The organism is Lactobacillus sp. IBH004 (genome assembly GCF_026185255.2).
In the GTDB taxonomy this organism is placed as follows: domain Bacteria; phylum Bacillota; class Bacilli; order Lactobacillales; family Lactobacillaceae; genus Lactobacillus; species Lactobacillus melliventris.
On sequence record NZ_CP110217.2, the window covers coordinates 1,208,475 to 1,222,760 of the forward strand.

11 protein-coding genes are annotated in these 14,286 nt (G+C 37.8%); 4 read left to right on the forward strand and 7 right to left on the reverse strand.

Going from position 1 to position 14,286, the window contains the following annotated elements; genetic code table 11:
* Window positions 1-274: 274 nt before the first annotated feature.
* On the reverse strand, window positions 275-1,282 hold the full coding sequence (locus LDX54_RS06045) for a LuxR C-terminal-related transcriptional regulator (protein ID WP_265666603.1): 1,008 nt from the start codon (window positions 1,280-1,282) through the stop codon (window positions 275-277).
* Between the two features lie 135 nt (window positions 1,283-1,417).
* Between LDX54_RS06045 and LDX54_RS06050 the strand changes: the two genes are divergently transcribed.
* Window positions 1,418-1,774, forward strand: a complete 357-nt coding sequence (locus LDX54_RS06050; RefSeq protein ID WP_110446250.1) for an arsenate reductase family protein — start codon at window positions 1,418-1,420, stop codon at window positions 1,772-1,774.
* A gap of 108 nt (window positions 1,775-1,882) precedes the next feature.
* On the forward strand, window positions 1,883-4,282 hold the full coding sequence (locus LDX54_RS06055) for a Xaa-Pro dipeptidyl-peptidase (RefSeq protein ID WP_265666602.1): 2,400 nt from the start codon (window positions 1,883-1,885) through the stop codon (window positions 4,280-4,282).
* Between the two features lie 77 nt (window positions 4,283-4,359).
* On the opposite strand, the gene carB is transcribed toward LDX54_RS06055, so the two are convergent.
* The 6 genes from carB to LDX54_RS06085 all read right to left on the reverse strand — a co-directional run bounded on the left by carB (window position 4,360) and on the right by LDX54_RS06085 (window position 12,657).
* Complete coding sequence (carB, locus tag LDX54_RS06060; RefSeq protein WP_187157574.1) at window positions 4,360-7,542, reverse strand: carbamoyl-phosphate synthase large subunit; 3,183 nt, start codon at window positions 7,540-7,542, stop codon at window positions 4,360-4,362.
* Window positions 7,535-8,620 carry a carbamoyl phosphate synthase small subunit gene (locus LDX54_RS06065; RefSeq protein ID WP_198202131.1) on the reverse strand — a complete coding sequence of 362 codons (1,086 nt, stop codon included), beginning with the start codon at window positions 8,618-8,620 and terminating at the stop codon, window positions 7,535-7,537. Before LDX54_RS06065 ends, carB begins: the two co-directional genes overlap by 8 nt.
* The gene (locus tag LDX54_RS06070; RefSeq protein WP_265666601.1) at window positions 8,617-9,894 is read right to left on the reverse strand and encodes a dihydroorotase; all 1,278 of its coding nucleotides are present in this window, start codon (window positions 9,892-9,894) and stop codon (window positions 8,617-8,619) included. Before LDX54_RS06070 ends, LDX54_RS06065 begins: the two co-directional genes overlap by 4 nt.
* Window positions 9,894-10,850, reverse strand: a complete 957-nt coding sequence (locus LDX54_RS06075; protein WP_187157577.1) for an aspartate carbamoyltransferase catalytic subunit — start codon at window positions 10,848-10,850, stop codon at window positions 9,894-9,896. The genes LDX54_RS06070 and LDX54_RS06075 overlap by 1 nt, the downstream gene beginning before the upstream one ends.
* A 144-nt stretch (window positions 10,851-10,994) precedes the next feature.
* The gene (gene pyrR / locus LDX54_RS06080) at window positions 10,995-11,537 is read right to left on the reverse strand and encodes a bifunctional pyr operon transcriptional regulator/uracil phosphoribosyltransferase PyrR (protein WP_046325086.1); all 543 of its coding nucleotides are present in this window, start codon (window positions 11,535-11,537) and stop codon (window positions 10,995-10,997) included.
* Between the two features lie 196 nt (window positions 11,538-11,733).
* A complete protein-coding gene (locus LDX54_RS06085; RefSeq protein ID WP_265666599.1) occupies window positions 11,734-12,657 on the reverse strand; it encodes a dihydroorotate dehydrogenase in 924 nt (307 codons plus the stop codon).
* Between the two features lie 240 nt (window positions 12,658-12,897).
* Here LDX54_RS06085 and pyrF point away from each other — a divergent pair, with 240 nt between their 5' ends.
* Together pyrF and pyrE are read left to right on the forward strand one after the other, a co-directional pair.
* Complete coding sequence (gene pyrF / locus LDX54_RS06090; RefSeq protein WP_122026221.1) at window positions 12,898-13,605, forward strand: orotidine-5'-phosphate decarboxylase; 708 nt, start codon at window positions 12,898-12,900, stop codon at window positions 13,603-13,605.
* Window positions 13,605-14,240 carry an orotate phosphoribosyltransferase gene (gene pyrE, locus LDX54_RS06095; protein ID WP_265666596.1) on the forward strand — a complete coding sequence of 212 codons (636 nt, stop codon included), beginning with the start codon at window positions 13,605-13,607 and terminating at the stop codon, window positions 14,238-14,240. The genes pyrF and pyrE overlap by 1 nt, the downstream gene beginning before the upstream one ends.
* The last annotated feature ends 46 nt before the right edge of the window (window positions 14,241-14,286 follow it).

Genomic DNA, 14,286 nt, shown 5'->3' on the forward strand with positions numbered 1-14,286 from the left:
TTTCTCCTTTTCTGTTTGATCCATTTATGGATTAATTCATGGATCAAGTTAAGCAAAAAAGAGTAAAGTTACAATCAACTTTCGTTGTATTTTAGGCGTAAAATGTGCTGCAACTAAGTATTCTTAAAACTAAACTTTAGTAGTAGATGCCAAAAAGACTAAAAACGGTGCTGTAAATGATTGAGAAAACTAAAAAAGACTGAAAAATCACACACCATTAACATAATTTCCCAGTCTCTTTGCTTAATTTGAGATTTAGCCAATTATTTTTAGCTTATTTTTCTTTATATTCCATAAAAACATGCATTAACTGACTGCGGCGATCAACAGCTAATTTTTTATAAATACTGTATATATGTGTTTTCACCGTTCCTACAGAAATATACAATTCATCAGCTATTTCCTGATTCTTCTTACCTTTTAAGACTAGCCTTAATATTTCTGATTCTCTTTTTGTCATATTGTAATAATTACAGAATTCAACAACTTGACTTTCTTCGCTAGCATTCTCCTTTTCGTGAAGCATAGATTGATATTGATTCATTTTTTGCTGCACTAAAATTTCTAAGTTATTTTTATTTGCTTCTTCCTCTTCCCTTTTAGCAAACCAAATAATTAATAAAGACAGGATAATTGAAAAAAGATCTTCATTAAAACCGATAACTCTCATATAACTGGTTAAAATGACAAAACTATTTTGATTTAAATCGTTCAAAAATAAAAATAAGATTCCTTCTAAGCATGACAACGTCATAAAAATAGCAGTCAATATTACAGCTCGATCGTAATATTTTTTCTTGCTATTTTTTCCTTTAGAATCTGATTTAAAAGTGTTACAAAAATAAATTATGCAAAGAAATAAAATACTAGCATCCTGGGTACTCCTTTGGAGTACTCCCGCATTTTGTTCACTATAAGAATTTAACACAAAAGCGACATTTAACAAGGACACAGCAAAAATAGGTAAATAGTATAAAATTTGGGGTTTCTTATTTATCATGCTGGACATCAATTTAACATAACAAATTCCCCCTATTATAAATGCCAAAATTCTAATTAAATAAAACGCTCTGGTATCAATCTGGTAATTACTATTAGTGACTTTCAGCAGATCTGATGAAAAAGCCATCGTACTGTCAATAATTAATGTTACGTAAAGCAGGCCCACATAGTAAAAAATACCATTATTAGTGGTTTTATAAGCATATTCTGAAACATTTATTACCCATAAATAAAGAACTAAAAAGGCAATATTATAAATATAAACAAATATTTCTTGCAAAATTGCAACTCCCAAATTTCATTTCAAAACTATACACTGAGTTTAACATAATACATCCTAAATTATAAAAATGTTTTTATTATTGTATTTTTGCTTGCTATCATTGCTATAATTTAAGCAAAGGAGAGCATGAAAATGATAAAATTTTACGGTTATAAGCGCTGCTCAACTTCAAGAGCAGCTCAAAAATGGTTAACAGAGCACAATGTTAAATTTGACTTTCAGGATTTGGTAGAGCAACCACCCGAGAAAGCTGACTTAATTAATTGGCTTACCCAACATCAGGATCGCGGGTTAAAGTATTTTTTCAACACGCACGGACAAGACTACCGCAAACTGCATCTCAAAGATCAGGTAGCTGATATGTCAATTGCCGCAGCAGCAGATATGATGTCCAAAAATGGTAAATTAATTAAACGACCATTGGTGGTTGAAGGTGAAAAACTGACCTGCGGTTTTAATGAAAAGACCTACCAAGAAGTTTGGCTATGATTTACATTAGAGGAAGAAGATTTTTAAAACCTTCTTTCTTTTTTATTTTAATAACTGGCTTTCTAATGATCTTAATAACAGGTAAAATAATACAAAAAGGAGAATTTTATGAAATACAATCAATACGCTTATGTCAAAACTGATTACCAAACAGAAGTTAAAGAATTGCAACAAATTAAATTTTTACCAGCCGATTATGAAAAGCTTTCTTTTGCTGATCTGCTAGCTGAACTCACAGGAAATGCAGTGGCAGTAGTCGACCCCAATGATGCGAGTGCACGAAAGGCAAAATTAGCCGAGTTTGCTGTATCAGAAACACAAACACTCAAGCAATTTTTAGACGGCAATCCGGTAAAAATACTGTCTCCCCAATTCTATAACGTGGCCTTGCAACTTTTAGGGTACCACGTTGGGTACGATTATCAACTGGCAGATCCTCTAAAATTCATGAGAAAGCAGGCGTTGCCCTATATTGCAGATATTAATGATAAGCAAGCACTCATCCGCGCCTTTTATCGTTTACTAAATACTCGTGCTAAAAACGGACAGCTTTTAATTGATGTGATGGCGGGTGAAGGCTATTTTTATAACCGCAAAAGCCAATTTACCAAAAATAAGTTTCTCTATTTTAATGGCAAAAGTATGCCAGTTTTTGATACCAGCAAAATAATCAGAGAAGTAGTTTACGTTGAAAGTGACCTTGACACTGATGGCGACGGCAAGAGCGACCTTTTGCAAACAACCATTTTTCGACCAATTGAAAGTGAAAATATGCCGGTACCAGCATTATATACAGCTAGTCCCTATTTTGGCGGTATCATTGATAATGAAAAGCGTAACCATAACGTTGACGAGAATTTGAGTGATGCGACTGAATGGGAAAATCCGCAATATCAAGCTGCTGCTATTGTTAAAGCTCAAAAGCCAAACAATGATACTGTGTCTTATAAGCCGGTCGAACAAGCCGTTGGCAAATCTTCCTACGGTTTAAACGAATACATGTTAGCTCGCGGCTTCGCCAGCGTCTTTGCTGGCGCTATTGGTACCCGCGGCAGTGATGGCCTTAGAATTACCGGCGCACCAGAAGAAACCGAAAGTGCAAAAGAAATAATAGAATGGTTACACGGAGACAGAATTGCTTACACTGATAGATCTAGACAACATGAAACCAAAGCTACCTGGTGCAACAAAAAGATTGGGATGACAGGACGGTCTTATTTAGGAACCTTGCAAATAGCTATTGCAACTACTGGTGTTGCCGGCTTAAAAACGGTTATTTCTGAAGCTGCCATTTCTTCCTGGTATGATTATTACCGTGAGCATGGATTAGTAATAGCGCCAGAAGAATGTCAAGGAGAAGACCTAGACATGCTGGCAGAAACTTGTCAGTCCAACTTATGGGATGCAGGAGACTACTTAAAGATCAAACCTAAATTTGACGCAATGCAAAAGATTTTATTAGACAAAGCTGATCGTAAAACCGGCCAGTATTCTGATTTCTGGGAAAAACGCAATTATCGTCATCATACCAATAATATTAAGTGTTCCTGGATTAGTGTCCACGGTCTCAATGATTGGAATGTCAAGCCGAAAAATGTTTACAAAATTTGGCAAAAAGTCAAAAATCTTCCTGTAGAACATCATCTTTTCTTGCACCAAGGTCCCCACTATAACATGAACAATTTAGTTTCAATTGATTTTACCGACCTGATGAATTTGTGGTTGGTTCATGAACTATTAGGTCTTGAAAACAACGCATATCAGCAATGGCCAACTGTCTTAGTTCAGGACAATCTAAAAGCAGATAAGTGGCATGAAGAAGAGGATTGGAGCAATGACAGCGGAAAAGAAACAGTTTATTTCCCAGCTGATGACAATGAATTAGCAAAGGACACAAGTAGCGAAAAGAGAGTTTCCTTCACAGATGTAGGCGGAACCGAATTTAAAAAAGCCAAAATTTCAGAAAATGACTGGCAATACCAGTTTATTTGTGGCAACAAGAAATGGGCTCAAGCAAGTTTGCGCTTCATGACCGATGAATTTATTCATCCAGTAACAATAGTTGGTCGACCAGAAATAAGAATGCGGGTAGCATCCAGTCTTAACAGAGGTCAAATTTCTGTAGCTTTAGTCGAAATCGGCGATCGTAAACGGTTGACAGCTACTCCCAGAATCTTAATGCCAGGAGGCCAAGAATTAGGCTTTCATTTTCAATTAGACTCCCTGCAAGAATTTATGCCAGATAAGCTGACTCATGCTAAATTAATTACCAAATCTCATATGAATCTGCAAAATTACGCGGATATGAAAAAACCAAGTAGTATTAAGGTCGGTGAATTTTACGACTTACAATTTAAGCTGCAGCCAACATACTACAAAATGCCTGTTGGCAGCAAACTTTGCTTAATTATTTATTCAACCGATCAGGGAATGACCAAGAGACCCCTTGAAAATACTACTTATACAATAGATCTGTCTGAAACTGCTATTAAATTTAGTATTAAATAAAATTTATCTGCACGCACCTTTTTAAGTACAAAAAGAGCAACTGTTGTTTACGCAGTTGCTCTTTTGCTTATTAAATTTTATTTTATGCTTATTGTAGAAAACGACCGGTTTTCTAAGGCAGTTAGAAGTGCACGGGCAGTGTCCAAGCTAGTAATTAAAGGAATATTTTGCTGAATAGCCGCTTGACGAATAATAAAGCCGTCAGAAGTTTTCGCCAAATCATGTCCCATAGTGTTTATTACCAAATCAATTTTTCCATTTTTAAATTCATTTAAAATATTAGTCTCACTGTGCTGATGAATCTTATCAACCAGAGTAATATGTAAATGATTTTGTTTTAGGAAACTGGCCGTACCACTGGTAGCAAAAATACGATAACCAATTTGGGCAAATCTTTTGGCAATTGGTAATATTTCCTGTTTATCGCGGTCTTCAATGGTTAACAAAATGTTGCCACTGTCTGGTATTTGCATGTTGGCTCCTGAAAAAGCCTTATAAAGTGCTTTTGGAAAACTCAAGTCGCTGCCCATGACTTCGCCAGTTGATTTCATTTCCGGCCCCAAGTAGCTATCAACATCTGAAAGTTTACTAAACGAGAAGACTGGTGCTTTAACACTAATCATTTTTGTTTCTGGTGCCAGACCATCTTTATAGCCTTGCTCCTTTAGACTTTCACCCATAATTACCCGAGTAGCAACCTGAGCCATTTCAATACTGGTAATTTTACTTAAAAATGGCACCGTACGACTGGCACGGGGATTAACTTCAATAATATAAATTTCTCCACCGCGCTCAATTAACTGCAAATTCATTATTCCACGGCAATTAAGCTTTAAAGCCAGTTTTTTGGTAATGTCAGCGATTTTTTGCTTAATGGCAGGTGAAAATGTTTGAGCCGGGTAGACGGCCATAGAATCTCCAGAGTGAACGCCAGCATGTTCAATATGCTCCATTATTCCAGGAATAAGTACTTCTTCTCCGTCACAAATAGCATCAACATCACACTCTCGACCATCGAGGTAATCATCTACCAAAATTGGATGACTGCTGGCAATGTCAACATGGTTGTGCAAGTAGTCTTCAAGTTCAGGTTGATTGTAAACAATTTCCATTGCCTTTCCACCTAATACATAACTTGGTCTGACTAAAACTGGGTAGCCCAGCTTCTCAGCTGCTTTAATAACGCCAGCATGTGTGGTAGTGGTGATTCCTTGCGGCTGCTTCAAACCTAATTCTTTTACTACTTGATCAAATAATTCTCGATCTTCTGCTCGATTAAGATCCTCTACGCTAGTACCTAAAATCTTGATACCATGTTTTTCCAGACCAGCTGCCAGATTGATCGAGGTTTGACCACCAAACTGAATAATTACACCTTCTGGCTGCTCTAAATCGCAGACGTTTAACACATCTTCTAAAGTTAAAGGCTCAAAATATAATTTGTCAGAAACGGAAAAATCAGTTGAAACAGTTTCGGGATTTGAATTAATGACAATAGCTTCATAACCCATCTTTTGCAAGGCTTTAACGCAGTGAACTGTGGCATAATCAAATTCTACACCCTGGCCAATGCGAATTGGACCTGAACCAACTACCAACACTGACTTCTTGGAAGTTTTCTGACTCTCATTTTCGGTATCATAAGTAGAATAAAAATAAGGAGTTTGAGAAACAAATTCACCTGCACAAGTGTCCACCATTTTATATACTGGCAGCAAATGATTTTGCTTGCGCAAAGTTCTTACTTTGTCTTCATCTTCATGCCACAAATTAGCGACTGTATGATCACTAAAGCCATATTTTTTAGCATTTTTAAGAACCTCTAGATCATCAGGATTTGCGGCAATAACTTTTTCTAAATCGACAATATGCTTAACAATATCTAAAAAGTAAAAATTAATTTTAGTTAATTCATGCAAGTCCGACATTGAATAACCCCGCCGGAAGGCTTCAGCTAAGTAGAAAAGACGATCATCCTGCGCTCTAACCAGTTTATTTTCGAGGTCTTCATCACTGGCTTTATGGGCTTCAACTGAATAAAAATCTTTTTGATCGATTTCCAGGGAACGAACGGCTTTTTGAAAGGCTTCTTCAGCCGTTCTTCCTATTGCCATAACCTCCCCAGTTGCTTTCATCTGCGTACCCAATTCGCGATTAGCTTTGGCAAATTTATCAAAAGGCCAGCGTGGTATCTTGCAGACAACATAGTCCAATGCTGGTTCAAACTCTGCAAAAGTAGTACCAGTGACTGGGTTTTTAATTTCATCTAAAGTCAGACCCACAGCAATTTTGGCTGCCATCTTGGCAATCGGATAGCCGGTAGCTTTGGAAGCCAAGGCAGATGAACGCGAAACTCTGGGGTTAACTTCAATGACATCATAATTAAAACTATTTGGATCTAAGGCTAATTGAACATTGCAGCCGCCCTCAATCTTTAGTGCCCGAATAAGCTTTAAGGAGCAATCACGCAACATCTGATATTCTTTGTCAGATAATGTCTGTGATGGTGAGAAAACAATTGAATCCCCGGTATGAATACCGACAGGATCAAAGTTTTCCATACAGCAGACAATCATGGCATTATCGTCATGATCTCTCATTACTTCAAATTCAATCTCTTTATAGCCAGCAATCGACCGTTCAATTAAACATTCGGTAACCGGAGACAGTTCCAAGCCATTTTTGGCAATTTTTGCAAGTTCAGCGCGATCATTACAAATTCCACCACCGGTTCCTCCCATAGTGAAGGCGGGACGGACAATAATGGGATATCCAATCTTATCTCCGAAATCTAAAGCTTCTTGGACTGTTTTAACACTGGTTGAAGGCGGAACTGGTTCACCCAGTTTTTGACAAAGTTCCTTGAATTTTTCTCTGTCTTCGGCTTGTTCAATTGAATCAAGTTTTGTTCCTAACAGTTCAATATTTAATTCGTCTAGAATGCCGCTTTTAGCTAACGATAAGGCCATATTCAAACCAACTTGACCACCTAAAGTAGGCAATATTGCATCAGGATATTCCTTACGAATAATGCGGGAAACTGATTCAACAGTTAACGGCTCAATATAAACCTTGTCAGCAATCGTAGTATCAGTCATGATAGTAGCAGGATTAGAATTAACCAGAACCACTTCATAGCCTTCTTCACGTAAAGCCAAACATGCTTGTGTTCCAGAATAATCGAATTCTGCTGCTTGACCAATAATAATTGGACCTGAACCTATTACCATTATCTTTTTTATATCAGTTCTTTTAGGCATGACTTTCATTGTCCTTTCTTTGATCAATCATTTGCATAAAGTAATCAAAAATCCCTTCCTCGTCGTGCGGACCAGGGGTACTGTCAGGGTGAAATTGAACTGAAAAAGCGGGATATTTTTTATGCCGTAGACCCTCAATGGTCCCATCATTAACTTCTACATGAGTTACCATTAAATTTTCAGGATCAATTGAATCACGACTAACAGCATAACCATGATTTTGAGAGGTAAATCCAATATTCCCAGTAGCAATTTCACGTACAGGATGATTAAAGCCGCGGTGACCGAATTTCATTTTATAAGTTTTAGCACCATTGGCTAAAGCAAAAACCTGATGCCCCATACAAATACCCATGAGTGGTATTTTCTGCTCAACTTCCTGCACCATTTTAGCTGCATCCTTCATTTCAAGTGGATCGCCGGGGCCATTTGACAATAACACTCCATCTGGCTGCAAAGATAAAATTTTTGCAGCTGAAGTCGTGTAAGGCAGAACTATACAATTGCAGTCTCGCTTACTAAGTTCACGTAAAATACTGTTTTTCAAGCCAAAGTCGACAACAACAATATTACGTTTTGAACCCGGCACAGGATATGATTTTGCAGTTGAAACGCGCTTAACTACTCCTGCAGTAATTTTATTTGCTCTTAAATCAGCAGCAATTGCAGCAGCATTTTCCTTAGAATCGCAGATTTGACCCTTCATTGTGCCGTGCGCGCGCAGTTTTTTAACCAATTTTCTGGTGTCAATTCCCTGAATTCCCGGAATATTTAAGCTCTTAAGAAAAGCGGGCAGAGTAGTCTGCATGCGCCAGTTGTCGGGATAGCGCGCAACTTGGTGACAAATCACCCCTTTTATTCCCGGCTCAAGTGATTCATAATCAGCTAGCGTAATGCCATAATTACCAATTAATGGGTTTGTAAATACCAGAATTTGATCGGCATAAGACTGGTCCGTGATTGCTTCTTGATAGCCGGTCATACCAGTGGTAAAAACGACTTCACCTTTGGTTACCCGATCTCCGCCAAAACCTTCACCTGCAAAAATGCTGCCATCTTCCAAAATTAAATATCTCATTTACTTTCCTCCCTTTGAAAAACAATTTTGCCATCAACCATTGTTAATTCCGTTTGACCGAATACTAAATCTTGATTAAAAGGAGTGTTTCTTGCTTTGGATTTGAAGTCAGAACTATTTATAGCTGCTTTTTGATCAAGATTAAAAATGGCAATATCAGCTGGTTGATTTATTGCTATTCTTCCTGCCTTTTTAAGACCAAAGGCCTTGGCTGGAGCGATTGTCAACCAATTTAATAACTGCTGTAATGTGAAAGTACCAGTTTTGACAAATTTGGTGTAAAGCTCACTAAAGGCTGTTTCGCTGCCTACAATACCAAACGCAGCATTTTTGAAGCCACCTTGTTTATCCTTTGCAGTATGTGGTGCATGATCAGTCGCAATCATGTCAATCGTACCGTCCAGTAATCCCGCTATTAGTGCTTTTTGATCTTCCCTGGTTCTTAAAGGTGGGTTCATCTTGAAATTGCTATCATCTTTACCAATATTTTCTTCCCCCAATAAAAGATGATGAGGTGCCACTTCACAGGTAACATTAATACCATGACTTTTAGCAATTCTAATTAATTCAACACTTGTTTTAGTGGAAACGTGACAAACGTGGTAGTGAACCCCAGTCTTTTCTGCCAATAAAAGATCACGCGCAATTTGAGTAGTCTCTGCCAGCTCAGTAATTGGCTCCTGTTTAAGTAGCCGCGCTGTTGGCCCATCATTCATAACGCCATGATTAAAAAGAGAATCATCCTGAGCGTGCTCAGCTATCAGCAAATTATTTTTTCGAGCTTTTTGCATTGCCAAAAACATAGTTTGCGCATCCTGCACTCCTTTACCATCATTACTTAGCGCAACACAACCAGCCTTTTTTAACCCAGCATAATCAGGAATTTCTTTACTATCCTCATCAACTGTGATGGGTGCGTATTGCAAAATATGGACTAAACCAGCTTTGTGATTATTCTGGACCATTTTTGCCATTAAATCAGGAGTATTAGGAACGGGGTCTACATTAGGCATTGTACAGACTGTAGTAAAACCGCCATGTGCTGCTGCCAATGAGCCAGTTCGGACGTCTTCTTTTTCAGTTTGGCCAGGATCCCTATAATGAACGTGAACATCAACTAAACCAGGGCTAACTAGTTTTCCTTGTGCATTAATCTCTTTTTCAGCTGTTAAATTATTGCCAATTGCGGCAATCACACCATTTTTGATTAAAAGGTCGCTATGGACTATTTCTCCGCCAGTGTATATGTAACCATTTTTAATAACTGTTACCATTAGGATAATCCTCCTAAATTGCGTCCCCGCATAACAGCTTCAATCATTGCCATTCTCATAAAGACCCCATTTTCCATTTGACGCACGAACCTACACTTTGGAGCTTCGACCAAATTGCCACTAAGCTCAACATCATGGTTAATTGGACCTGGATGCATAATAATGGCATCATCTTTCATAGCGTTATAGCGTTTCTGATTAATTCCGTATTTGTCATGATATTTTTTAGCATCAAATTTGGCTTCGTTAGGATCTCCTGCATGTCTTTCATGCTGCACCCGCAACAACATCATTACATCCATTTGAGCAACTAATTCATCTATCGGCAGATATTCACCATATTTGTCATATTGTTTGTCATACCAATAATCAGGACCTGAGAAATATACCTTTGCTCCTAACCTGGTTAAAAGTTCCATGTTACTTTTAGCTACTCTTGAATTAGTAATATCTCCTACTATGGCTACCTTGAGATCTTTAAAATGACCAAAATGTTCGTGGATTGTCATCATATCAAGTAAACACTGTGAAGGATGCTGACCACTACCATCACCAGCATTTATCACACCAATATTAAGGTGTTGGTTTTTATTTGGATGTATTAATTTCTCATAATATTCATTTTCCGAATGTCTGATAACCTCAAGGTCAATTCCCAGTGCTGCCATAATTAAAGAAGTATCATACAGAGTTTCACCCTTTTGGGTTGAACTATGAGCAGCATCAAACGGAATGACCGTCAAACCTAATTTTCTTTCCGCCATTTCAAAACTGGTATGTGTTCTACTCGAATTTTCGAAAAACATATTAGTAACATAAACCGGTTGAGTTAAATGCGGGCGCGCCCCACCATTTTTAAAATATTCTGCGCGTTCGATAAGCGCCCCTACTTCTGCTACAGTTAAATTTTCGACACTGACAAATGATTTTAAGGTTACAAAATTGCTATTTTTCATTTTTTACTCTTTCCACAAAAATAAACCTGAAGCTTTTTAGCTCCAGGTTTACAAAAGGGTCTCTAGTTCAGTCGATGACTCAACAAAATAAACTCAAACCCTTCTGACCCTCTCTGGAGCCAATTAAACGGTTGAATTGATTTCTTATTGCGGCAATGGTTTTAATTCTACATTGTCTTTATTATCAATTTCTTCTACATGGACTGCAATTTCTTCATGTGAAGAAGTTGGAACATTTTTACCAACAAAGTCTGCTCGAATTGGCAGTTCACGGTGACCGCGATCAACCAAAGCAGCAACAGCAATGGAACTAGGTCTGCCTTTGTCCATCAAAGCATCCATAGCTGCTCTAATCGTTCGACCGGTAAAAATCACGTCATCAACTAAAATTACGTGCTTATTACTAATTTCAACACCTAATTCTTTAGAATTAACAACAGGATCCAGCTTCAATGATGCATCATGACGATCATCACGATATAAGGTAATATCAAGCTGACCTAGCGGTACATCAACACCTTCAAGTTTTTCAATTCGATCATGAATTCGTTGAGCTAAATAAACACCACGAGTTTTAATTCCTATAAGAACTAAATTCTCAGTACCTTTATTGCGCTCAATAATTTCATAAGTAATTCTGGTTAGCGCTCTTTTCATTGCAGATGCGTCCCAAATCTCTTTTGTCATCTTTATTCTCCTATTAGTGCTTTGCCCATAAAAAAACACTTAATCTGCCTGAGACTAAGCGTTTCGTAAAAGTCAATACTTAATTGAGCTTTCCTTACTAGCCTCTCGGGACTAACTTAAAAGGACATCTATTTAAATATACTTGCTAAAGCAATAGTTGTCAATAGTAAAGCTGCATATTGACAAGTCGGGTTTATTAATTGAATTCAACCTGTCCTACCAGTTCATTGATATCTTTGACTCCGAGTTTCTCTAAAAGCTGCGGCAATTGGTGTGCAATATGCGGGCAAGCCAAAGGGTTTTTAAAATGCGCACTACCTACTTCGACTGCGTTAGCACCAGCCAGCATAAATTCCACTACATCTTCGGCTGAGCTAATGCCACCCATACCAATGATGGGCAACTGGGTATTTTTTCTTACCTGATTAATCTGGTATAAGGCAATTGGTTTAACAGCGGGACCAGAATAACCGCCATAATTATTTCCCAAAAGAGGTTTACGCGTTTCAATGTTAATGCGCATTCCGGTTATCGTATTGATCAGTGATAAGCCATCCGCGCCGCCTGCTTCAGCAGCTTGTGCAATTGCGGTTATATCCGTTACATTTGGTGTTAACTTGACAAAAATAGGCAAGTTAACAACCTGTTTTATAGCAGCAGTTAATTCCGCAACTAATTCGGGATGTACTCCAAAAGTCATTCCACCCTGAGCAACATTAGGACAAGATACATTAATTTCCAGGGCATCAACCATTTTGGACTGCGATAGTTTTTGCGCAACTTCAATATAGCCTTCTTTACTTTCACCACCGACACTGGCAATCAAAGGAAGTTGGGGATAGTGTTTTTTGATTGCCGGTAATTTATTACCAATAACATTATCTACTCCTGGATTGGTCAATCCAACCGAATTTAAAACGCCCTTATCTACAACCGCGATCTGCGGTTGCGGATTACCTAAACGAGCTTTCGGGGTAGTCGTTTTAATAACTAGCGCCCCTAACTCATTCAAGTCAAATTTTTTTGCTGCTGGTACGTCACCAAATCCGAATGTGCCACTTGCCGGCATTAGCGGGTTCTTTAAGTTAAGACCGGGTAATTTAACACTAATATTGGTCATTTTATCCTCCCAAAATGTAAGCTCTCTGTCAGTACAATTATTTTGGCTATATTTTACACAATTTTTTAACCTTTTAAAATAAAATTTGGTTGTATTTTTTAAATAAAAATGGTAATCTCAATGATGATAAACTTTAAACGGTACAGAGAGACCGCAAGTTGAAAACATGACTCAAATTTTAGCTAGTCTATTTTGATGCACTCTCGTACCAAAATAGGCTTTTTTTCGTGGAGGTTTTTAATGAAAAAAGCAGTATTTGTGGCTTTGGACTATGATAACCAAAAAGAAGTGCAAAAATTACTGGCAAATCTGGGTCGGCCCGAGGAAACGTACCTAAAAATCGGCATGGAACTTTACTATCATTATGGCGCAGGTTTAGTTACCAAACTGGTTAAACAAGGTTACCATATTTTTTTAGACCTTAAATTACATGATATTCCAAACACGGTATATCGAGCTGCAAGACAGATAGCGCATTTGGGTGTCTACTGCACAACCATTCATGCTTTAGGGGGCAGTGAAATGATCACTGCCGCCAAGAACGGTTTAAAAGATGGCACAGCTCAAGGTAGTGAAGTGCCAAAGTTACTAGCAGTAACAGAACTAACTTCAATTACTGCAAAAGTCCTGTCTACTGAGCAAAATTGTTCTTTGTCAATGCCTGAACAAGTTGTCAGCTTAGCCCAAACCGCCAAAAAAGCCGGAGCTGATGGCGTGATCTGTTCACCGCTTGAAGTGAAAAATCTGAGAAAGAAAATTGGCTCTGATTTTTTATACGTTACACCAGGAATTAGATTAACTAATAAATCTAATGATGATCAAAAGCGGATTGCAACTCCACAAAAAGCCAAAGAATTTGGCTCCAGCGCAATTGTAGTTGGTCGTCCGATTACCCAAGCAAAAAATCCTGCTCAAATATATCATGAAATTAAAAAGGAGTTTGAATAATGTATCAAGATCAAATCATCAACAAATTAGTTGAGAAAAAGATTATAACAATATCCCCTAACAAGCCATACACTTATGCAAGTGGAATGCTATCACCTGTTTATACAGATTTAAGATTAACGGTTTCTTATCCAGATTTACGCGACTGGATTGCCTCAGATTTAGCAGCTCTTATTAAAGAAAAGTATCCAGATGTAAGTATCATTGGCGGGGTTGCGACGGCTGGCATTCCTCATGCTGCATGGGTTGCTGCTAAATTAAAATTACCAATGATTTATGTACGGCCAAAGCCCAAAGATCATGGTAAGGGTAAGCAAATCGAAGGTCTTTTTACTGAAAATGATCGGATTGTTCTAATTGATGATTTAATTACCACCGGTGGATCAGTTATTAACGCAGTGAAAGCCACTGAAAAAGAGGGTGGTCATGTGATCGGGGTAAGCTCAATATTCACCTATTATTTAAAGGATACCACAGCTAATTTTGCTCAAGCCGGTGTTGATTATAGTCCGCTATTAACATACCCAGAACTGCTGCAAAAAGAAAAAGAAATGAATTATATAAATGCTAATGAATACGAAGCTTTAAAAACTTGGCATGAAGACCCTTGGGCATGGGGTGAAAAGTTTCAGTAAAAAGTAGTTTCAATATTTTAACATGCATTAAAAACTGGCTAAGTTT